The sequence below is a fragment of the Lactobacillus isalae genome, assembly GCF_947539375.1.
Classification (GTDB): Bacteria; Bacillota; Bacilli; order Lactobacillales; family Lactobacillaceae; genus Lactobacillus; species Lactobacillus isalae.
The window spans coordinates 1,658,636-1,679,346 of the sequence record NZ_OX443569.1 but is presented as its reverse complement, the minus strand read 5'-3'; the positions used below and the strand labels follow the sequence as shown (position 1 = coordinate 1,679,346).

Annotated in this window: 19 protein-coding genes and 1 other annotated feature (1 of these 20 cut by a window edge); of the genes, 9 read left to right on the top strand and 10 right to left on the bottom strand. The window is 34.6% G+C overall.

Features of this window, described 5'->3' with window-relative positions:
• Positions 1-46: 46 nt before the first annotated feature.
• From QM512_RS08195 to QM512_RS08165, 7 genes are all read right to left on the bottom strand, one after another.
• The gene (locus tag QM512_RS08195; RefSeq protein WP_282805211.1) at positions 47-973 is read right to left on the bottom strand and encodes a prenyltransferase; all 927 of its coding nucleotides are present in this window, start codon (positions 971-973) and stop codon (positions 47-49) included.
• A gap of 19 nt (positions 974-992) precedes the next feature.
• Complete coding sequence (gene cydC, locus QM512_RS08190; protein WP_282805210.1) at positions 993-2,738, bottom strand: thiol reductant ABC exporter subunit CydC; 1,746 nt, start codon at positions 2,736-2,738, stop codon at positions 993-995.
• A complete protein-coding gene (gene cydD / locus QM512_RS08185; RefSeq protein ID WP_282805209.1) occupies positions 2,735-4,555 on the bottom strand; it encodes a thiol reductant ABC exporter subunit CydD in 1,821 nt (606 codons plus the stop codon). Before cydD ends, cydC begins: the two co-directional genes overlap by 4 nt.
• Positions 4,556-4,573: 18 nt before the next feature.
• Positions 4,574-5,596 (bottom strand): cytochrome d ubiquinol oxidase subunit II, encoded by a 1,023-nt coding sequence (gene cydB, locus QM512_RS08180; protein WP_282805208.1) that lies wholly within the window; start codon positions 5,594-5,596, stop codon positions 4,574-4,576.
• Positions 5,596-6,987: a cytochrome ubiquinol oxidase subunit I gene (locus tag QM512_RS08175; RefSeq protein WP_282806464.1), complete on the bottom strand. Its 1,392-nt coding sequence runs from the start codon at positions 6,985-6,987 to the stop codon at positions 5,596-5,598. Before QM512_RS08175 ends, cydB begins: the two co-directional genes overlap by 1 nt.
• A 169-nt stretch (positions 6,988-7,156) precedes the next feature.
• Positions 7,157-9,496 carry an ABC transporter ATP-binding protein/permease gene (locus QM512_RS08170; protein ID WP_282805207.1) on the bottom strand — a complete coding sequence of 780 codons (2,340 nt, stop codon included), beginning with the start codon at positions 9,494-9,496 and terminating at the stop codon, positions 7,157-7,159.
• 13 nt (positions 9,497-9,509) lie between these two features.
• Positions 9,510-10,631 carry a YdcF family protein gene (locus QM512_RS08165; RefSeq protein ID WP_282805206.1) on the bottom strand — a complete coding sequence of 374 codons (1,122 nt, stop codon included), beginning with the start codon at positions 10,629-10,631 and terminating at the stop codon, positions 9,510-9,512.
• 79 nt (positions 10,632-10,710) lie between these two features.
• Here QM512_RS08165 and QM512_RS08160 point away from each other — a divergent pair, with 79 nt between their 5' ends.
• Positions 10,711-11,358, top strand: a complete 648-nt coding sequence (locus QM512_RS08160; RefSeq protein WP_282805205.1) for a CPBP family intramembrane glutamic endopeptidase — start codon at positions 10,711-10,713, stop codon at positions 11,356-11,358.
• 16 nt (positions 11,359-11,374) lie between these two features.
• Here the strand turns inward: QM512_RS08160 and QM512_RS08155 are convergent, their stop codons facing one another.
• Positions 11,375-11,884: a DUF1440 domain-containing protein gene (locus QM512_RS08155; protein WP_003650632.1), complete on the bottom strand. Its 510-nt coding sequence runs from the start codon at positions 11,882-11,884 to the stop codon at positions 11,375-11,377.
• 176 nt (positions 11,885-12,060) lie between these two features.
• On the opposite strand from QM512_RS08155, the gene QM512_RS08150 reads away from it, so the two are divergent.
• The 6 genes from QM512_RS08150 to pcp all read left to right on the top strand — a co-directional run bounded on the left by QM512_RS08150 (position 12,061) and on the right by pcp (position 15,961).
• Positions 12,061-12,585 (top strand): hypothetical protein, encoded by a 525-nt coding sequence (locus tag QM512_RS08150; protein ID WP_282805204.1) that lies wholly within the window; start codon positions 12,061-12,063, stop codon positions 12,583-12,585.
• Positions 12,551-13,072 carry a hypothetical protein gene (locus tag QM512_RS08145; RefSeq protein ID WP_282805203.1) on the top strand — a complete coding sequence of 174 codons (522 nt, stop codon included), beginning with the start codon at positions 12,551-12,553 and terminating at the stop codon, positions 13,070-13,072. Before QM512_RS08150 ends, QM512_RS08145 begins: the two co-directional genes overlap by 35 nt.
• Positions 13,073-13,088: 16 nt before the next feature.
• On the top strand, positions 13,089-13,577 hold the full coding sequence (locus tag QM512_RS08140) for a DUF805 domain-containing protein (protein WP_282805202.1): 489 nt from the start codon (positions 13,089-13,091) through the stop codon (positions 13,575-13,577).
• A 118-nt stretch (positions 13,578-13,695) separates the two neighbouring features.
• Positions 13,696-14,370: a DUF969 domain-containing protein gene (locus tag QM512_RS08135; RefSeq protein ID WP_282805201.1), complete on the top strand. Its 675-nt coding sequence runs from the start codon at positions 13,696-13,698 to the stop codon at positions 14,368-14,370.
• Between the two features lies 1 nt (position 14,371).
• Positions 14,372-15,295, top strand: coding sequence for a DUF979 domain-containing protein (locus QM512_RS08130; protein ID WP_282805200.1), 924 nt, complete (start codon positions 14,372-14,374; stop codon positions 15,293-15,295).
• 18 nt (positions 15,296-15,313) lie between these two features.
• Positions 15,314-15,961: a pyroglutamyl-peptidase I gene (pcp, locus tag QM512_RS08125; RefSeq protein WP_282805199.1), complete on the top strand. Its 648-nt coding sequence runs from the start codon at positions 15,314-15,316 to the stop codon at positions 15,959-15,961.
• Between the two features lie 271 nt (positions 15,962-16,232).
• On the opposite strand, the gene QM512_RS08120 is transcribed toward pcp, so the two are convergent.
• Positions 16,233-17,093, bottom strand: coding sequence for an Rgg/GadR/MutR family transcriptional regulator (locus tag QM512_RS08120; protein WP_282805198.1), 861 nt, complete (start codon positions 17,091-17,093; stop codon positions 16,233-16,235).
• Between the two features lie 101 nt (positions 17,094-17,194).
• On the opposite strand from QM512_RS08120, the gene QM512_RS08115 reads away from it, so the two are divergent.
• Complete coding sequence (locus QM512_RS08115) at positions 17,195-18,772, top strand: ATP-binding cassette domain-containing protein (protein ID WP_282805197.1); 1,578 nt, start codon at positions 17,195-17,197, stop codon at positions 18,770-18,772.
• A 66-nt stretch (positions 18,773-18,838) separates the two neighbouring features.
• Positions 18,839-19,426: a DUF4097 family beta strand repeat-containing protein gene (locus QM512_RS08110; protein WP_282805196.1), complete on the top strand. Its 588-nt coding sequence runs from the start codon at positions 18,839-18,841 to the stop codon at positions 19,424-19,426.
• 46 nt (positions 19,427-19,472) lie between these two features.
• Here the strand turns inward: QM512_RS08110 and QM512_RS08105 are convergent, their stop codons facing one another.
• A complete protein-coding gene (locus tag QM512_RS08105; RefSeq protein WP_282806463.1) occupies positions 19,473-20,633 on the bottom strand; it encodes a cation:proton antiporter in 1,161 nt (386 codons plus the stop codon).
• A 48-nt stretch (positions 20,634-20,681) separates the two neighbouring features.
• Positions 20,682-20,711: a sequence feature (sodium ion sensor (DUF1646 type); this cis-regulatory element may regulate processes involved in with the transportation of sodium ions), on the bottom strand; it runs 21 nt beyond the window's last position.

Sequence of the window (20,711 nt, the reverse complement as noted above, 5' to 3'; positions counted from 1 at the left end):
AAAAAGGTCGAAACTTCGTACTAAGATGAAGTTTTGACCTTTTTAATTATCTAATTCTAAGATTTAAAATCAAACCGATAAAGAACCCAACGGCTTCAGTAATAAACAATACTTGCGTATTTTGAACAACTTTAGGAAATGATTTCGGCTTTGTTTGAATCTTCCAAAGAAAGCGCATGTTCTTATAGATGGTTGGAATACAAATTAAAATTAAAGCTACACTCCAAGGAAGCACACCAATCCAAATTGCCCAACCAGTTAGGAAAAATCCTAGTAAATAGTTAAACACAAATAAATATAAGCCGCCTTTGATTCCAATGTATGAAACTAAAGTATGGCGTCCATTTGCAATATCTGCGTCATGATCACATAAATTGTTACCAAGCATTAAAGTAAAGTTACAAATCTCCGGTATTCCAGCCGCTAGAATAATTGGCCAAATAAAGTTCCAATTAAAAGAGACCTTAGAACAAACATTAATATAAACCATTACCAAGAAAATACCAAAACCCATTGCAAAACAAGCTGCAATTTCGCCAAAGGGTCCAGCAGAAATTGTATGTGAACCCGTTGAATAGGAAATAGCAATAGCGTAACAAATAATTCCAATAATCCAAATATAGATATTAGTTTGAAATCCAATCAGAACAGCGCAAACAGCTGAAATGATGAATAGTATCCAAACAAAAGCTAAAACGTGTTTAGGATTAAGATGATACTTACCAATCGGATTCTTCTTATGGTCGCCAGTTTTGGCAGCTTTTTCACGTTTATAATCCCAATAGCCATCATTTACATTCATAAAAACTTGTAAAACAATGGTAGCAATACACATTTCAATTGTGGGGAAAATTCTAAACAATTGAAAATTATATTCGGTATACATCATTCCTAATAAGACCGGAATAATGGAATTAAACAGCGTACGTGGTTCAACTAATTCATAGTAGCCTTGCTTAGCTTCAGCAGACATAGTAAACTTCTTTCTATTTTTAGATTAGTCCTTGATCCATTAAATAAAGTTGGTGGAAGTGTTCATTGTGTTTAAAGAGCTCATGCGGATCTCCTTGCATTGTGACTTTTCCATCTTTAAAGAAGAGAACTTCGTTCATATATTTTACACCTTGTAAGTGGTGGGTTACCCAAACGACTGTCTTATTTTTTAAGACATCAAATACTAAATTCAAGAGCTTTTGTTCTGTGAGTGGATCTAAACCAACTGTCGGCTCATCTAAGAGGACAATTGGCGTATCTTGTAAAAGTACACGTGCTAGTGCTAAACGCTCTTTCTGACCGCCAGAAAAGCGTGCTCCAGCTTCGGCTACTTCGGTATCTAATTTCTTAGGTAATGAGTTAACAAAATCGGCTAGTTGTACTTTTTCTAAAATTTGCATCATTTGATCAGCATTAGCGTTTGGATTAGCCATTTTTAAATTTTCATAAATCGTCGTGTTGAATAAAAACGGCTCTTGATTTAGGACAGAGAATAATTTTGAGCGTTCTTTTTGAAGTTCAAGAACATTAAAATTATCCAGTGTTACGGTTCCCTGGTTAGGTTTTAAATCACCCAAGATTAATTGCAAGATAGTGCTTTTACCAGCACCTGATGGACCGATTAAAGCAGCTTTTTGTCCTCTTTTTAAGGTAAGAGAAAAGTTTTGAATAATTGGATAATCTTCTTTGGGATAAGTAAATGAAATATCCGAAACTCTTAAGGTATCCGCAAGAGCAGGATCAAGATGTTTTTGAGCAGGGAGAGTATTTTCTGGTACTTTTAATTCATTTAAGTGCTTTACGGAATCACTATATGTATGCCATTCTTCGATGCCTTGGCCAACTGGAATAAAGGCATCTGATAAGGGAAAGAGTGCTAAGACGACTGCTCCAACATAGTTGGCTGCTTCTTGATTGTAAGTAAGAGTTTGGTTGGTGAAATAAAGAAGTGCAACTGCCATCAAGCCAAAGATAAATTCAAGACCGAAGTCTCTTGCCCAATCGAACTTTCCAGACTTTTTTTCATGCTGACCTAAAGATTTTAGAGTTCCTTTAGTTTGATTGAAAAAAGCATCCCGTCTTCCCGAAATCTTCCAGTCACCAGCTCCCAAAACTTGATCGGTAAATTCGGTGTAAAGCTGCGCTTTTTCTTCTTTTTCCTTAGTGCGGACAGCAGCCTGCTTTAAAAGAGAAAAGAAGGGAACTAATACTAATTCTGCAACTAGTAAAATTGCGATTACGCCGGCTAAAGACCAGGAGAACAGGCCGAGTAAAATCACTACAATAAAGCCAACTAAGTAACTTAAAATTGCAGGAAAAATAGTTCTCAAGTAAAGATTCTGCAAATGACCGATATCATCTGTTAGAAGCGATAAAATGCTTCCTGTTTGAAAGCTGGATCCAACAGCTGAGGTGTTTTTTTCAGCAATATAAAACAATCTTCGTCTCAAAGAACTAGTAACACGTAAAATCCAGTTATGAGATACTAAACGCTCTAAATATCTAAATAAAGGCCGGCCGATACCAACAGCTCGCATTAAAACGATTGGTACATAAATCATCAAAATGTTTTCAGGACGAGTAGCGGCCTTGTCGATGGTATAGCCTGCATAAAACATCAAAGCTCCACCGCAAAAGAACATTACAACGCCGAGAAAAATTGCTAAGAGAAAGTTCCATTTATATTGTGCTAAGTATGGTTTGATCCAGTGATCATTTTTCCAAGAAAATTTTTTATTCATCATAATAGGTCTTCTTTCAGTGGCTGAGTTAGTTTCTTAAAGGCAGTTCCATTTTTAGCTAAATCAGCAGGTGTGCCTTGTTCAACAATTTCCCCATTTTCAATCACTAGACACCAGTCCATGTCATTCAACCAGTGCAAGCGGTGAGTTGTGAAAAATACTAAATGGTTTTCCATTAATTTCTTCATGGGCTGCTTTAATTCGTATTCAGTTTCAATATCCAGGTGAGCAGTTGGTTCATCAAAGAATAGAATCTTTCGCTCTTTTGCCAAAAATGCACGTGCCAAAGCAATTCGCTGTTTTTGACCACCAGAAATACCACGTCCGTTTTCACCAATTCTAGTATTTAAACCATCTTTTAGACTGGCAACAAAGTTGTCTAAGTCCATTGCCTTTAAGGCGGCATCAATTTCTTCTTGGCTAGCATTAGGGTTATAGAAAGTTAGATTGTTTTTAATACTAGTTGCAAACATGAATGGATCTTGTGGAATATAAGTAATCTGATTTTGCCAATTCTTTTGATTAAGTTGAGTAAGATTTTGCCCATTAATAATAAAATTATCGTCTTTAAGGTGTGGGGTAAGAAAACCGGCAAGAATTCGCATTAGAGTTGTCTTACCAGCTCCTGTGGGACCAATGATACCGACTTTTTGAAAACCAGTAAGTTTTAGGTTGATATTGCGTAATTCATCGGCTAGATGAGTGCTGACTGCTTTAGTCGACTTCTCTTTTTTTACAACGCCGCTCATTTTAGCGTTTTTATTAACAGTAAACTTGCTTTGATCAACATGAGCGTAGTTAAAAGAAAGATTATTAGCTATGAAAGCACTATCTTTGTTCCACGTGAAACTAGATAATTGATCTTCTTGCGGAGTAGTAGGAAAAGCTAAAATATCAAAAATTTGGCCAAGGGCGTTTTTACCGTTTAACGTTGCATGGAAGTCATTACCAAAATCACGAATTGGTAAAAAATATTCTGGTGACAAAATTAAAATGACTAGTGAAGGATAAAGAATTAAATTGCCATTAATTAAGCCAATTCCAAGAAACATGGCAATCATTGCAATTGATAATGTCGTAAAGAAATCAAGCGTAAATGTTGATAGGATTGCTACTCTTAGTACACCCATTGTCTTTTTACGATAATTTTCACTATTTTTATAGACAATATTTCCATATCTTTTGGCAAGGCCTAGTACTTTCAAGGTACTTAAACCACGTAAAGCATCAACAAAATGATTTTGCAATTTGACATAGCCAGCATATTGCTTACTTGCCTTGCTTTGAGCAGCTGTTCCAAGAATTATCATAAATAGGATTAGCAAGGGAAATACTAATAGTAGAATCCAGCCTGACAGAGCATTTAGGGTGAAAATATAAATCAAAATAACCCAAGGAACGATAGCAAGAGCAATTAGTTTTGGAAAAATTAAAGATAAATAATTAGAAATTTCATCCATTCCGTCTAGCAGGGTAGAAACCAAATTTCCGGTTCCAATTCTGGACACAAGAGCAATTCCGCCGTCATAGGTTTTATTAAGTAATTGCTGACGTAAAAGTGCGGTTGTTTGATTTGCATAACGGTTCATATACCATTTTTGAAACCAATTAATACCCTGTCTTAATAAGTAAAAAATCAAAAAAAGTAGTACATCTTGTGCGATATCAGTAAAAGGTTGACGCTTCCAAGAGCCAACAATTGCATGGGCAAGGAAAATACCTTGTCCTAAAATAGCAAATGCTTGCAAGAACATTAGTCCTGCAAGCATTGCGAGCATGATTTTGGCTTTTGGTAATTTGAAAAGTCGTTTATCAATCATTTTTATTCCTGTTCTAGATTAGGCATTTTGGTTTACCTTAATCCGGTGTCTAAAGACTACGTATGACCAGATGATGTAAGCTAATGCAATTGGCAAGAGGATAAGAGCTACAATCGTCATTACCTCAAGTGTCAATTTGGAGTTAGCAGCAGTCTTAATTAATAGTGAGTGAGCTGGATCAGTAGCGATTAATACACGTGGGAATAGTCCGTTGAATAACAATCCAACAACAGCAACTAAAGTTAATCCGCTTGTTACAAAGGCTGCTACTTGCTTATTTTTAATTAAGGCAATATCAGACCAAGCAGTTAAGGCAACAATGATTAAGGTAATAATTGTTGAAGAAATTGGTCTTAACTTAAAGAAATCAGTTTGGAAGAAGATTAGTAAAGCAAAGGCGATTTCACCTAAGTATGCTACAAGATAAAGCTTTTCGTTTAAACTAGCAGCACGTTCGCTTAATTCTGGATCATCAATTCTCAATCTTAAGAAGTTAATTCCATGAATTAAGCAAAGAAGTACGCCGGCAACTCCAGCTACAACTGATAGTGGATTAACAATGTTCCAGAAACTTAAGCTCATGTTTCCTTGCGCATCAATTGGAACACCTTGAATTAAGCTTCCAAACATCATAGTTAAGAAAAATGGTGCTAATAAGCTTCCCCAGAATAGAGTTCCAGTCCAAATTCTAAAGCCATGTTCAGTTTCTGCATGGGCAGAGAATTCGAATGATACCCCTCTGATAATTAAGGCAAATAAGGTAAAGAAGAGCAGAATATAATATCCACTAAATAGACTTGCATACCAGTCAGAAAATGAAGCAAACATGGCACCCCCAGCTGTGATTAGCCATACTTCGTTTCCATCCCAGTGAGGTCCAATTGTTTCCATCATGAGATGCTTTTCTTGATCATTTCTTGCTAAAAATTTAGTTGCCATACCTACACCGTAGTCAAAACCTTCAGTGAAGTAGAAGATCATGAAAAGTAGTCCAATTAATAAGAACCAAAGCAACTGTAAAAAATCAATTCCGTCGATCATTAGTATGCACCCCTTTCAAGTGCACCAGCTACACCCATGTCAAGTTGACGCTTGCAGTAGTAAATCATTACTGCGCCAAGAGTTGAGAAGATTAGGAAGTACATAATATTTGTGAACCAAAGCTCGCCGGTTGTTGTACTTGCAGAGATTGAATCTGCGATTGTGAATAGTCCATAAACAGTCCATGGGAAGCGCCCAAGTTCTGTAATGAACCAACCACAAGTATTAGCAACAAATGGAAGGAAAGTAGAGATACCAAGAATCCATAAGAACCAACGCTTATTTTCAATTGTATTCTTCTTTGGACGAGTCCAAATTAATCCTAAGATTGCAAGTAGTGCAAATAAGGCAGCAAATCCAGCCATAATTCTGAAACTATAGAACAAAGTCTTAACAGGAACATAATAGCTCATATCTTTGCCAAACTTTTTATCATATTTTTCATGCAATTCTTTATTAATTTGGTTCATACCCTTAATGGAACCACTAGTCTTATGGTAGGTAAGAATAGTTAATACATCAGGGATAGAGATTGCACCTTCATTTTTGTGTTCTTTAGTGTTTAGGTTGGCAACGATATCCCACGGAGCATGGTCGCTAGTAGTATCGTAAACACCTTCAGTTGCAGCAAACTTCATTGGTTGTTCATGAATTTCTACTTGAGTTTGGTAGTCCCCAGCACCAATTTCGGCAATTGATGCAAATAAGGCAACCCATAAAGCAATTCTCATTGACTTCTTGTGGAAGATGACATCGCGTTTTTTTAGCAAGCCAAAAGCAGCCATACCGATTACTACAAAAGAAGCAGTAATGATCGCACCGATTACTACGTGTGGGAAACTAGCCCAAAGTTGTTCGTTTGCAATTAAAGCCCAGAAACTAGCCATTTGTGCTTTGCCATTTTTAATAACATAGCCAACAGGATGTTGCATAAAGGCATTAGCCGTTAAAATCCAAATTGCACTTAACGTAGAACCAATAAATGAAATCCAAACTAAAGCGCAGTGAAGACCTGGCTTAAACTTATTCCAGGTAAACATCCATAAGCCAATAAAGGTAGATTCCATAAAGAAGGCAAGTAAAGCCTCAATAGCTAATGGAGCACCAAAAATATCTCCCATGAAACGAGAATAGTCAGACCAATTCATTCCGAATTGGAATTCCTGAATAATACCTGTAACTACCCCTACAGCAAAGCTCAATAAATAGATTTTCCCCCAGAATTGAGCCATCTTTTTATATACTTCGTCCTTTTTAACGACGTAGAGTGTTTCCATGATTGATACAATGAATCCCATCCCGATAGAGAAGGGAACAAAGAAGAAGTGGAATACTGTAGTCATTGCGAATTGGAAGCGGGCAAGATCTAACATTGTTACACCCGATAACATTTTCATTCACCTATTTCTATATCCACATATATAACATCTGTTACCTTAAGCATATACTTTCTTATTATCGTTTTCAATAATATATAAGAATAAGTCTATAATTTTTTTCTTAGTTAAAATAGAGATAAAAAATAAGGACCTCAATATGAAGTCCTTATTTAAAAAATCATTATTCACTTCTCAATGCAATTGCTGCATCTTTCTTAGCTGCCATTCGAGCTGGAATGTGTCCGCCAATCATGGTTAAGATAGTACTAATAATCACTAAGATTAAAGCTTGCATTGGATCAAGCTGGGCAACGTTGCTCATATTGGTAATTGCATATAAGACGGCATTAATTGGAAATGTACATAGATAAGCAATGAAAATACCTAAGATCCCAGAAAATAGTCCCAAAATAAATGTTTCTGCATCAAAGACACGGGTAATGTCGCGTTTTCTAGCTCCAAGAGCCTTTAACACACCGATTTCTTTAGTACGTTCTAAGACAGAAGTGTAGGTTAGAATACCAATCATAATCATAGAAGTTACTAATGAAATTCCAGCAAAAGCAACTAAAACATCAGTGATACCGTCAAGTAAGCCACCAGTTAATTTAGTTACTGTACCTGACATATCGGTATAAATAATCTGGTTCCTTTTCGCTTTTCCTTTATTATATTTGTCTAAGTAATCAAGTACTTTATCTTTTGACTTAAAGGAATTTGGATAAATAAGAATACCAGTAGGGATGCTTGAGCCACCTAGAGAAGCAATGAATTGCTCCTTTTGATTTTTGTTCATTGGCTGATTAGTCATGACGTTAGTTGAGCTATTCTTTTGAGCTTTAACAATATTTGAATTTTCATTTTGTTTAATGATGTCTTGCGTCAAACCATCGCTATAAGCAATTCCGTTATCTAAAAGAGCCATTTGACTATTATTTTTACCGCGAATGACAGCTGTTAATTTTAAGGTTAAGTTGCTTGAATCGTACATTGACTTAGAAGCTTTTTGCGGAACAAAGTTTCCAGTCGGTAGTTCTTGGTAGTAATCATTATTACTAATTACTTTAAAAGTACGACCAACAAGCTTATTAAGATCTAACTTTTGACCGTCTTTAATGGAAATACCTAAATTCTTAAGTGCGTTGATATTAGCTTGATTTTTATTATTTAAAACAAGAACGACATCGTTATTTGATTTAGGCCAAGATCCAGCAAGAATTTGGTAATTATCTTTTAAAAATGTTCCTTGTTTTGAGTCAAGTGTTTTTGGAAAGACGCTGGTATTAATGCCAACACTGTTCATTCCTTGGAGCTGTGCACTAGCAATAGCTGAACCGGAATTATTAACATTAGAAAACTCTACATGTTTAATTTTTCCATTATCATTAGTTAAAAGATTAAGTTGGGTGCCACGGATGAAGGAAATGTTGTTAGCATAATCAGGATCAATCTTTTTGACATAATTAATGTAAGACTGGCTGATTTTATTTTCGTGCGTATTCTTTTCATTGTCAGGTTTAGACGCAACTAAATAGCCCTTATTTTTGACGTTTTTATCTGATTCATTTCGACTTGTGGCAGCGTCCATATCGGTTGCTGTTTGTGAAATAGAAATCGGAAATTTGGCTAGTGTTTTACTTTGGGTATCGTTAATTTGCTTTTGAAAACCATGTGACAAGGCTAAGACAATTGCAATTCCAATGATTCCGATACTTGAAGCAAAAGCCGTTAAAAAGGTCCTGCCTTTTTTAGTCATAATGTTGGTAAAGCTTAATTTTAGTGCATTCCAGTAAGACATCTTGGTCTTTTTGAGTTTAAAGGTGTCTTCTACCTCCTTTTTTGGTTCAAAAGGATTTGAATCACTAAGGATTTTACCATCTTGAAAATGAACAATCCGACTAGCATATTCTTCAGCTAATTCTGGATTGTGGGTTACCATGATGACTAACTTATCATGACTTAATTCTTTGATTAGCTTCATGATACTTTCGCTAGTTTTCGTATCCAAAGCACCGGTTGGCTCATCACACAAAAGAATATCAGGATCATTAGCTATTGCCCGGGCAATAGCGACACGTTGCATCTGTCCACCAGATAATTGGTTAGGACGTTTTTTTAAATGATCGCCAAGGCCAACTCGTTTTAAAGCAGCGATTGCTTTTTCATGGCGCTCATTACTGCTTACGCCAGAAAGAGTCATACCTAATTCTACGTTTTCAATAATTGATAAGTGGGAAATTAGGTTATAACTTTGGAAGATAAAGCCGACAGAATTATTACGATACGCATCCCAGTCAGTTTGAGAAAAGTTTTTGGTAGATTTACCGTTAATGATAATATCACCGGAATCGTAATGATCTAAGCCACCAATTACGTTTAAAAGCGTCGTTTTACCTGATCCACTTGGTCCTAAAATAGCGACGAATTCGTTATTTCGAAAATTGATTGTGACATCGTCGAGTGCATGTGTGACAGTATCACCAACATGATATGTCTTTTTTAGATGTAAGAGTTGTAGCATATTTTTTTCCTCTCTAAGCAATTAAGTATCTTGTCCATCCTAAAAGGGCAAAAACTGCTTGGATTATAAATAAAATTGCGATTAAACCAATAATAGCAAAGTGGCGTTTCTTATGCATGATAAACACCCCAGCAAATTCACGGATTGTAGCATTTGGTAAGAAATAAAATCTTGTAGTAGAACCAACGCCGTTAGCTTTTAAGTGGGCCATTTTGGCATATAGACCAGCTCTAAAGAGGTGGTAATTATTGGTAAAGAACTTAGCTTTGAAATTGTCGCTACCATAATCTTTAGTGGCGACTTCTTTAGAGTAGACCATATTTTGATAAGTATTAGTTGATTTATCTTCAAGCAAAATTAGGTCTGGATCATAGCCACGTTTAACTGCATAATCCTTCATTGCTTCTGCTTCTGATAAATCTTCATCTTTTCCTTGACCGCCAGACATGATTAATTTAGGACGCTTATGGCCTTTATCGTATTGTTTATTAGAAAAGGCAATTGCACGATCAATTCTTGAGCCAAGAAGTCGCGAAACTTTTTTACCATTAATAAGGCCTGCTCCTAAAACAATCAAGTAATCTTGTTTGTAGTGGCGGGGCACAATTTGGTATAAGACCAGATTGAGTAAGAAATTGTACATTACAAATAGTAAATAAAAAGCAATTAAAGCTGCGCCAGCAACTAAAGAATGAAGCCAGCCTGGTAGCTTATGAAAGACGCCTAAACGATATAGCGTCCATAATCCTACTAAGAATAATCCAATAATGAGAGTTAAAAGGTTTGGAAGCGAGTGACTTTCATATTTCCAGACAAAATAAGCATTCCAAAGAAAGAAGATCCATGAGAATGTAACAAGGAAAAAGATCCCAAACATGATTAATAAGGCCAAGAATGCAAATGATGAGGTCAAAACAGCGTTATGCTGCGAAATGATTAAGATAGCAGCCCAAGCTAAAAAGGTAAGCCCGAATGCTGTAAAGATTAATCCGTTAATCAACCGACGCGGTTCAATTAACCAAGAAAATAAAAATAGTAATAAAAACGTAAACATCAATAAAGTAGTGATTGTTACTCTATGATGCATGGTAAAATTAAGAAATTGATGTAAAGATTGCATGAGTTGTGATTGCATGATTAAATGTCCTTATGTCTTTTTGATAAATAATTATAAAGAAAAAAAGTAGGTAATTTCAATTAGGGGAAGTGTTCGAATGAAGACTTTTTTACGCTTTTTAGGTAATTTAGCAGTAATGATTATTGCCTTTGTGTTTTATACAGTTTTGCAATTAGGATATGCACAAAAAAAGGTGAACTTATTATTTGCAATTATTCTAGCCGTTTTAACGGTAGCGGCGATTTACTGGATGTATTGGATTTATAAAAGAGAGCTTAAGCAGGAAAATGATTGGTTCTTTAATGCTAAACCACACTGGGATGTGAAGAGAATTATTATCGCAGTAGCTGCCTTTTTTGCTCTGGTAATTTTTCAAGTAGCTTATATTAGATTGATTGGCGGAAACACTGTTTCTCAGAACCAAGCAGAACTTGACGAGGTTAGAAAAGTAGCATCGCCGATGTTTAATATTTTGCTTGTTGTAGTAGCTCCAATTTGTGAAGAGTTCATTTTTAGAGCGCTGTTCTTTAATACTTTCTTCCCAGCAGATAATAACCTTAATAAGTGGGTTGGCATTGTAGCAAGTGGTTTTGTTTTTGCTTATGGTCACGATCCAATGTTTAGTAAATTTATTTATCTCTACTGGGTAATGGGAATGATCCTTGCATGGACATATGTGGAAACAAAGGATATTAGATATTCGGTCTTAACGCATATGCTAAATAATATCCTATCAATTTTATAGTAAAAGAAAAGGAGCACTAATGCTCCTTTTTATTATGTCTTAATTGTTCTAAGACAACTTCTGCAATTTCATTATTAGTCCACATCCAAGCAATATGGCCTAGCGCTTCTGAGACATGTTCTTCTAGCGGTTGGTCTTTAGGAGAAGGAACAGTCTTCATTAATGGCATGATTACTAAGTGAAAAGCAATCCAAACTGCTAAGCCAAATGGAACGCCTTGGTCAACAGTTAGCCACTTAACTTTCTTTTCGAGCAAGGCAGCATAGGCTGTTGCAAAGGAAATAGAAAATCCAAAGTGAACTAGATAGCTTACCCATGGTAATTTTTCACCAGAATAAGTGTAAGTTGCGTGAGTTAATTTAGCGGGTACACCCATTTGTTCAAGTAATTTTTGTGGTGGATTGGTTTTATTTCTCTCTGGTGTTCTTGGAGGGAGAATATTTTCCCAGCCTAACTTAACTAATCCAGAAATAACACCAGCAGCGGTACCTGCAATTAATACATTTTTCCAACTAAATTTTGACATTATCTTCACGTCCTTTTGTAGGTGCTTTGTCCTTATTGTAACAAATTCAGTCCTTAGGGGATGCTTTGATGTATCAGGAAGAAAAATAATGGCTAATAATTAGGGCTATATTTCTTGGGTAATAAATAACAGAGTGCTTTAATAAACTTGAGAGGTAATTTGTTTCGGAGGCATTAATGATGAAAAAGATAATATCAATTGGCTTAATTGGTTTGTTAAGCTGTACGATGATAACGGCATGTAGTAATACACAAAGTAATAATTCTAGTTCGTCAACAGAAAAGACAACAACAGTTAAAAAGAACAGCAAAATTACGGCAAATAATCTGACTACTAAAAAGCAAACCGCAATTACAATTGCTTACGCTGGTGAAAAGTATCCTAATATTTGGAAGAAAACTTTTAAACAAGCTCAAAATAATACTGTTACAGTCAAACTTCACAACCGAAAAGATTATTCATATATGCAAAATGGTAGCGATGTCGCATATGAAATTGCTACAGCTGATGGAGATAAATATTTCTATTACACCAAGAATGACCCAACAATTTTCTTTTATCACAAGGATAAGGAAATCGGGTCTGCTGACGTTAAAATGATGGTTAAGTATTTGAATAAACATAATGATGGCGACAAGGTTAATAAGATTATTAAGAATGTAAAAATTGTCGACGAACGTAAGAACGCGAGTAAAAACTAGTAAGGTTGCTGGTGATAAGGGACTGTATAGTGTTCCAGTGAAACTGCAAGGTAAATGGTATAGCATGGATAAAAATCGCCGTACTAAGAGTGAAAGTAATAATCAGTTAACAGAAATCGAATTTGGCAAACATACACTTAAAACTGATGATAGTAGCTATGAAATTCATGTGCCAGATAAAGAATATTTTGAAAAACATCAACAATTTTCTGATCAATATTTAAATGATACACATACTTGGGTTAAGGCTTTTAATGGTACTGAACAATTAAAAGGAGTCAATTATATTACGCTATTTGGTTGGACAGTTAATAGTGGCTATGGAACTTCTTATGGTTACACAATTTTAGATGGGCAACCAGTTGTGATCTTGGCTAATGGAGAAGGTAAATGGACTAACCAAGTTTATTGGAAGACACCCGAATTAGCTAAAAAGCACAAGGATCAGAATTTTGATAAACTAGTTGCGGAAGCTGAAAATAATTAAAAATGAGGTGAGAGGCATGCCTGAAAAACCATATTATGAACAAGAATATCATGCACCAAAAAGTGATATTCCTGATCCATCAATTGGTGAGATTTTTAAGGGATTATTTATTTATCCTTTTACATGGAATGTACGTAGCACGCGTAAAGCTTTTTGGATTGCGTTTGCTTTTCAATTTTTATTAACGTTTTTGATTGGGATTATTTCGATGGCTGTTTTTATTCCAAGCGGTATTTTGGCGGTATCTAGGAATGATGTAAATTGGGTTCTTACACATATCGGTTTTGGCGTTTGGCTGATTGAACTAATTTTATTCATTTTATTAGTTTGGATAAAATTAGGACTTTTGGGTTATGCAGTAAGAAGATTACACGATATTAACTATAGTGGTTGGTGGCTATGGCTAGTCTTTATTCCATTTGGTTGGATTATTGTAGTAGTATTCATGTTATTACCGACAGTTGAAGAGCCAGTAAGATGGGGAAGCTATTTATTTACCCATTAAATGAATAAAAAATATATATTTAGAAATACGAAGGGAAGCTTACCTTCGTATTTTTTTACTATATTTTGTATAATATTTTTATAGTATTTTTTTATTTTTTATTTAAGGAATAGATAGTATGGAATATTTAAAGCTGTTAGGCATATTAATAATTGTAGTCGGCTTTGTCCTAAAATGGGATACGACCGCAGTTGTAGTTATTGCAGCAATTGTAACAGGACTATTCTCAGGGATGGACTTTGTTAAGTTGCTAGAAGTAATTGGAAAAAGTTTTGTAGACAATCGAATGGTAAGTTTATTTTTCTTAACTTTACCGATGATTGGACTAGTTGAATCTCACGGATTAAGAGATTATGCGGTTAATGCAATTAAAAAACTGAAAAAATTAACTGCGGGAAAGATTTTAAATATTTACCTTTTAATTCGTGAATTAGCAGGTGTATTTGGAATATCTCTTCAGGGACAAGTTCAATTTGTTCGTCCACTAATTTCTCCAATGGTAATTGCTGCTGCTGAAGACCAAGATAAGAAGAAGTTAACTGAGTCAGAAATTGACTTGATTAAGGGCCGGAGTGCAGCAGTTGATAACTTCGGTAACTTCTTTGCTCAAAACTTATTTGTAGCTTCTGGTGGAGTACTTTTGATTTCTTCCACAATGAAATCACTTGGTTATAAAGTTGACCCAGTTGGTATTGTAATTAATACGATTCCAATTGCGATTATCACATTTGTTTTGGTTTTTGCTTATAATCTTTACTTTGACCGTCAAATGAAGAAATGGGAGGGGCAATAAAATGCAAAATACGATTAATTTTTTACTTGCCATTCTTTATGCTTTGATTGGTTTATGTATGGCAGTTGCTGGGATTGAAACATTAAGAGATAAGACAAACAAGGTAAGAATTGGAACCGCCGTTTTTTGGTTCTTTTTAGCAATTATTTTTGCCTTTGGAGATTGGATTCCAGCAGTTGTATCGGGTGCAATGGTTTTAGTAATTGGAATTTTAGCCTTATTTAAACAAATTCAGGTTGGTAACTTGCCTAAGTTAGATCCTAAAACTGCACAAGAAGGGGCTAAGCGTTTAGGTGCAAAAGTATTTTTACCAAGTATTGTATTGGCATTGACTTCTATTTTAATTGCTCAGTTCACTCCACTTGGTGGTCAAGTCGGAATTGGTATCGGTGCAGTTGTTTCACTCGTCTTGGCTATTTTCTTAACTAAGGCGCCGGCTAAGCAAGTCTTTAAAGATTCTCAGCGGATGGTACGTAGCGTTGGTGCGCCAGGTGTCTTGCCTCAACTATTAGCTATGCTTGGAGTAGTCTTTACTACTTGCGGTGTTGGTAAGTTAACCGCTGATATGATTAGTCATGTTTTTCCAGCAGGAAACCACTTCTTAGGAGTAGCGTTATACTGTATTGCAATGGCACTCTTTACTTATATCATGGGTAACGCTTTTGCGGCCTTTGCTGTAATTACAGCTGCAATTGGAATTCCGTTTGTAATTGCTCAAGGTGCTAATCCAGTAGTTGTTGCGGCAATTGGAATGACGTCTGGATATTGTGGTACCTTAGTAACACCAATGGCAGCTAACTTTAATACATTACCGGTTGCACTTTTAGAAATGAAAGATCAGATGGGCGTTATTAAGCAACAAGCTCCAATCGCAGTTATCTTATTGATTGTTCAAATTGGTTTAATGTACTTTTTAGCATTTTAGTCTTGAAAGGATAAGATTATGAAGATTCTAGTAACAGGTTTTGATCCCTTTGGCGGAGATAAAATTAATCCAGCAATTGAAGCAGTTAAAAGACTGCCTGATGAAATTAATGGTGCAGAAATTGTTAAGTTAGAAATTCCAACTGTCTTCAATAAGTCAGCTGAAGTTGTCAAAGAAGCAATTGAAAACGAAAATCCTGATTATGTCTTAAATGTTGGTCAGGCTGGTGGTCGTTTTGGTTTAACTCCAGAGCGAGTAGCAATTAACATCAATGATGGGCGTATTCCAGACAATGAGGGCTACCAACCACTTGGTGAACCAATTCATGAAGATGGCGAAACTGCCTACTTTACACAATTGCCAATTAAGGCAGAAGCAAAAGCAATTAGGGATGCAGGTTTGCCAGCTAGCGTTTCAAATACTGCCGGCACTTATGTATGTAATCATATTATGTATCAAGTTCAGTATATGAGAGATAAGGAATTTTCTAATATTAAGGCAGGATTTATTCATATTCCTTTCTTACCTGAACAAGTTGTAAATCGTCCTAATACACCATCAATGGCCCTTGATGATATTGTTAAAGGGTTAACTGCAGCTCTTGGCGCAATTGTTGAACGTGATGGCAAAGGTGATATTAAAGCAGTTGAAGGAGCAACTCACTAGAATACAGGTGATTCTATGTTTTGGATCTTTTTAAGTTTAGCTATTGTCGGCTTTATTTTGTGCCTACTAGTTAGGCAGCACATTATTAAATATGGCTTTTCGTTTGCTTATTGCTTAATTGGCATCATTGTTTCTAGTTTTGTTTGTTTAATGCAATTTGGTAATCATGATGCAAATTTTGATTGGTATGGTTATCTAGTAATTGTGTTTATAGTTGAAACTTGGTATTTATACCATTTCTATTTATTAAGATCGTGAAAAAAGGAGGTTTTTAGGACCTCCTTTTTTCATGTGTTTTTTTAACTTGTTTGAATATATCAAGATAGATTTCTGCTTGAACGGGACAATCTATTTGCACTAATGTTGCAATAAGTTTAAGGATTGGCTGCTCATTTTTATCCTCAACGTAGTTAGCAATTTTTTCTAAATACTTAAAGGTTAAAGTGAAAAACATCATGTAGTGAGGAAGTTCAATTTTATTGATCTCTTTAAGTAATGAGCGTGTATGTTGAAGATCATTGCTTAAAATCATTTTAATTATGGAGTCTCCTAAAACGCCGAGCATACCTTCTAAGTCATAACTTGTATCTGCAGACTTAATGCGATCAGAATCTTTAAGAATTAATCTTGCGATTCCATATACTTGTTTTGAATTTAAAAGAAAAATTGAATTACCAAAAAGGGCAAGATAGTATTCCGTCCAGATAGTTACTTTTGAAAAAATATTAGCTAATTTAATTTGATCAATTTCTGGAAGATAATTTTTATTATCTAGGATGACTAATTGATTAAATAAAGAAACTGTTGCTAAAAGATCAAAAGGATTTTTCGATTTATGGTATTTGTCTAACTGTTTTTTAGCAATTCGCTTAGTAAGTGAAACATCATCTTTGTCTATTGCGTTTATTACCTCAGTGTCAGTTTCTGGTCGTGGTGAAAACTTAGACCAGCCCATAAATTCGTGACTAGTAATGTGAATTCTATTTAGTAGTTTCATTGCTGTACTAAATTCAACCTCGACCTGATCGTTTTCCCAGCGTGATAATTTGGATTCGGAACAGATTCCACTGCAAGCTTCTTTTTGCGTAATACCTTGTTCTAAGCGTAATTCTTTGAATTCATGACCATACATTTTTTCATTCTCCAAAAATTAACTTGCAGATCTGCAAGAGATTTATTTTTAAGTATAATCTCATCATATACTCTTATCAACAAGTTTAGATTGATGAGGGGATGAAGAAAATGCTGTTTAAGTATTCAAATAAATTTAAATTCGTATTGATGATTATCTTTGGCTTAATCGCTAGTTTTCAAAATATTATTATGGCTAATATTGTTCAAACTCTAACTAATATTGCTACTAATAAGAATTGGAATAAAATTGCACAATTTTTATTAGTTATTGTTAGTGCCTTAATTATTACTTTGATAGCTAGTTTAGTCTTTAACCGGTTAAGAATAGATACGATTAGAGAAACAAATATATATCTTAGAACGCATATTTTTAGCGGGATGTTAGAAGAATCAAAAGATAAAAACAATGATAGTTTAGGATTTTTAACTAATGATTTTAAGCTTCTTGAAACTAATCGTTTTGACGCTCAAATTGAAATTATTATGCAGATTTTCTCATTAGTATTAGCACTAGGCTATGCTTTAGCAGTTAATTGGCTACTTACATTACTATTCCTAGTTGGATCTTTTATTCCAATGGTTGTTTCTAATGTTTTTCAAAAGCCGATTCAAGAATCTTCTGAAAAGTGGACTAGTGCTAATAGTAAGTATGTTAATCAGACTAAAAACTTCTTAGCAGGTGTTGAAACGCTACATTTGTATGATGGTCAAAATCAGGCGGTTGCTAAAAATAAAAAAACAATTTCTAAGCTAGAACAAGCATTGAGTAATATGAATCTCTTAAACCTTGATACGAACTCATGGATTAATTTTGTTGGGAATATTGTTACGTTTCTGATGCCATTTCTATTTGGAATTTATTTAGTTGTAAAAGGACAAACAAGCTTAGGAGCTTTATTTGCAATTGTGCAATTAGCTAATTCATTTGTAAATCCAATTTTATTCATCTTAGATGATAGAAGCAAATTGTCTACTACTAAGAAGATTGTTGAGAAGGTTAATGACTTTTTAGATAAAGAAAAAGATGCAGAAAATAGAAAAGTTATAAGTTTACAGGATCTACAAGTAGAAGATTTGATCTTAAAGAGAGATGGTAAGCAATTAGCTACTGGGATTGACTTAAACATCAAGTCAAGTAAGAAAATTGCTGTCATTGGACCATCTGGAGCAGGAAAGTCGACTTTATTGCAGTTCTTACTATATGGAAAATATGGAAAAGCAGAGGCGATTAGATTAAATGATAAAAGAGTAAAAGCTGGTACATTTCCAGACTTATTCTCATATGCAAGCCAAGCACCGGTTATTTTTGCAGATAGCTTATTGTTTAATTTAACCTTAGGAAAAGATATTTCCCGGGAGAAGGTAGAAGAAGTTTGCAATAAATTGGACTTAAGTGGACTAATTAAAGAAAAAGGCTTTGATTATCAATTAGGGGATGCAGCTGATAAATTATCTGGTGGTCAGTTAGCAAGAATTGAATTAGCGCGAGCAATTTTGGTGGAAAGACCGGTTCTATTACTTGATGAAATTAATGCTTCTCTTGATAAGAAAACTTCTGATATAATTCATAAATATTTACTAGTTTCAAATTTAACTTTTGTTGAAGTAATTCACCATTATGAAGAAAGTGAATTGAAGCAATATGACGAAATACTTGATTTAAAGGACTATATTTAGATGAATTGGAAGAAAACATTATTTAGTATTGGCATTATTGTAATTATATTAGTTGGAGGATGGATTATGCTTAATATAGCTAATCAAAAAGTTGTTAATCAGGATTATTCACTTCCTAAATTTACTAAAGTAGATATAGATATTCCAACGGGAGATGTAGCTTTAAAAGCAGGAAATAAATATCATGTTAGTTACTCTGGACTAGAAAAAATTGCTCCTGAAGTTAAGGTTGAAGATAACAAATTAAAAATTGGTTTTAAGAATCAAGTTACCCACATTCGTTTATTCAATTTTAAGCAATTAAATTCTAAAATCGTCGTTGAAATGCCGAAAAAACAATTAGAAAGTTTAAATGTTGATAATTCAAATGGTAATTTTAGTGCTGATTATTTAGCAGTGAAAACAGGCGATATTGATTTATCAAACGGCAGTATCGATATTAAAGATTTGAAGACTAAAGATGGAATTAGTTTTGATACTTCAAGAGGAAATATTAGAATTGAGAGCAGTAATGCGAGTGGTTATGATTTAGATACTTCTCTTGGGAAAATTACAATTAGTGGTAAAAAGCAAGGTGATTCTTTTGAAAAGAATAGTGACTCTAGGAATGTTTTAGAAGCAGACACTTCTTTGGGTAGTATTTCAGTAAATTAGAATATGAAAAAACGAATTAGCTACAATCAAGGCTAATTCGTTTTTGTTAGTCATTTTTTAGTTCACGTTTTATATAGTGATTCAAGATAAACGGTGAAAGAACAGTAGTAATAATGATTACCAAGATTAAACTTGAATAGATATCTTCAGGGAAGAGATGGTGCGTAATCCCAATTTGAGCGACAATTAAAGCTACTTCACCACGTGACACCATGCCGGCACCAACAATATTTCCTTCATTTTTAGTAAAACCAAATAATTCGCTTGAATATTTACCAGCCCAGAATTTAGATACTACAGCTAAAATGGTCATCACGATAATGAACCAGATATCTTTAACAAAGCTTGCAAATGTCATTGATAAACCAATGTTTACAAAAAACACTGGAATAAAAATTGAATATCCAATTGCACTGACTGAGGATTGAACTTCTTTATATTGAGGTGTTTGTCTTATTGCAAGTCCACCAAAGAAGGCACCAACAACTGCACTTAAACCGACAAAGTCTGCAGCCCAAGCCATTGATAAAGCTAACACAAGTGAGCCAATGACAACAGCATAGTCAACTTCAACTTTTTCAGCTAGCTTCATGAAATATGGAGCAACAAATTTAAAGACAGCCCAAACAGCGACAAAGTAAACTATCTCAATTAATAAATTAATAAAGAAATTGTTAGTCAGCCCACTCTTGCCACCCTCATGACTAAAGGTAGTGAATAAACTTAAAACAATAACGGCTAAAATATCATCGACTACAGCTGCTCCTAAAATGGCTGTACCAGCACGTGTGTGAATTTGATTAGCTTCTTGTAGAACTACAACTGAGATTGAAACGCTTGTCGCTGCAAATACAATTCCAATGAATAATGCTTCTAGGAAATTCATTCCAAATAAGTAGCTAGCAATTCCCATGAAAAATACAGGCAATACTACACCGATACCAGCAACTGTGAAACTTAATTTGAAGTATTTTTTTAATAAATCCAAATCACTTTCAAGCCCCGCTAGGAACATTAACAAAATTACTCCGAACTCTGAAAAAAGTGAAATAATTTCATTTGGTTTAACTAGCCCTAAAATGGCTGGACCTAATAAGATCCCTGATAACAATTGACCGATAACTGCTGGCATATTAAGACGGGAAAATAATTGTCCTAACAGCGTAGTGGCCAGCAGAATTAATATTAATTCTCCTAAAAAGTGCATATTTTTCAGCTTTCTATAACTTTGTGGCAAAATAAAAAACTTTCAAGCGCTTATTGACCCAAATAAGCAAATCTTGAA

Excerpts from the sequence above, each read along its gene's own strand:
- QM512_RS08160 (WP_282805205.1), top strand. The coding sequence starts at position 10,711 with ATGAAGACTTTTTTACGCTTTTTAGGTAATTTAGCAGTAATGATTATT.
- cydB (WP_282805208.1), bottom strand. The coding sequence starts at position 5,596 with ATGATCGACGGAATTGATTTTTTACAGTTGCTTTGGTTCTTATTAATT.
- QM512_RS08195 (WP_282805211.1), bottom strand. The coding sequence starts at position 973 with ATGTCTGCTGAAGCTAAGCAAGGCTACTATGAATTAGTTGAACCACGT.
- QM512_RS08120 (WP_282805198.1), bottom strand. The coding sequence starts at position 17,093 with ATGTATGGTCATGAATTCAAAGAATTACGCTTAGAACAAGGTATTACG.
- QM512_RS08115 (WP_282805197.1), top strand. The coding sequence starts at position 17,195 with ATGAAGAAAATGCTGTTTAAGTATTCAAATAAATTTAAATTCGTATTG.
- cydC (WP_282805210.1), bottom strand. The coding sequence starts at position 2,738 with ATGATGAATAAAAAATTTTCTTGGAAAAATGATCACTGGATCAAACCA.
- QM512_RS08130 (WP_282805200.1), top strand. The coding sequence starts at position 14,372 with ATGCAAAATACGATTAATTTTTTACTTGCCATTCTTTATGCTTTGATT.
- QM512_RS08165 (WP_282805206.1), bottom strand. The coding sequence starts at position 10,631 with ATGCAATCACAACTCATGCAATCTTTACATCAATTTCTTAATTTTACC.
- QM512_RS08175 (WP_282806464.1), bottom strand. The coding sequence starts at position 6,987 with ATGTTATCGGGTGTAACAATGTTAGATCTTGCCCGCTTCCAATTCGCA.
- QM512_RS08155 (WP_003650632.1), bottom strand. The coding sequence starts at position 11,884 with ATGTCAAAATTTAGTTGGAAAAATGTATTAATTGCAGGTACCGCTGCT.
- QM512_RS08170 (WP_282805207.1), bottom strand. The coding sequence starts at position 9,496 with ATGCTACAACTCTTACATCTAAAAAAGACATATCATGTTGGTGATACT.
- QM512_RS08135 (WP_282805201.1), top strand. The coding sequence starts at position 13,696 with ATGGAATATTTAAAGCTGTTAGGCATATTAATAATTGTAGTCGGCTTT.
- pcp (WP_282805199.1), top strand. The coding sequence starts at position 15,314 with ATGAAGATTCTAGTAACAGGTTTTGATCCCTTTGGCGGAGATAAAATT.
- QM512_RS08105 (WP_282806463.1), bottom strand. The coding sequence starts at position 20,633 with ATGCACTTTTTAGGAGAATTAATATTAATTCTGCTGGCCACTACGCTG.
- cydD (WP_282805209.1), bottom strand. The coding sequence starts at position 4,555 with ATGATTGATAAACGACTTTTCAAATTACCAAAAGCCAAAATCATGCTC.
- QM512_RS08110 (WP_282805196.1), top strand. The coding sequence starts at position 18,839 with ATGCTTAATATAGCTAATCAAAAAGTTGTTAATCAGGATTATTCACTT.
- QM512_RS08150 (WP_282805204.1), top strand. The coding sequence starts at position 12,061 with ATGATGAAAAAGATAATATCAATTGGCTTAATTGGTTTGTTAAGCTGT.
- QM512_RS08140 (WP_282805202.1), top strand. The coding sequence starts at position 13,089 with ATGCCTGAAAAACCATATTATGAACAAGAATATCATGCACCAAAAAGT.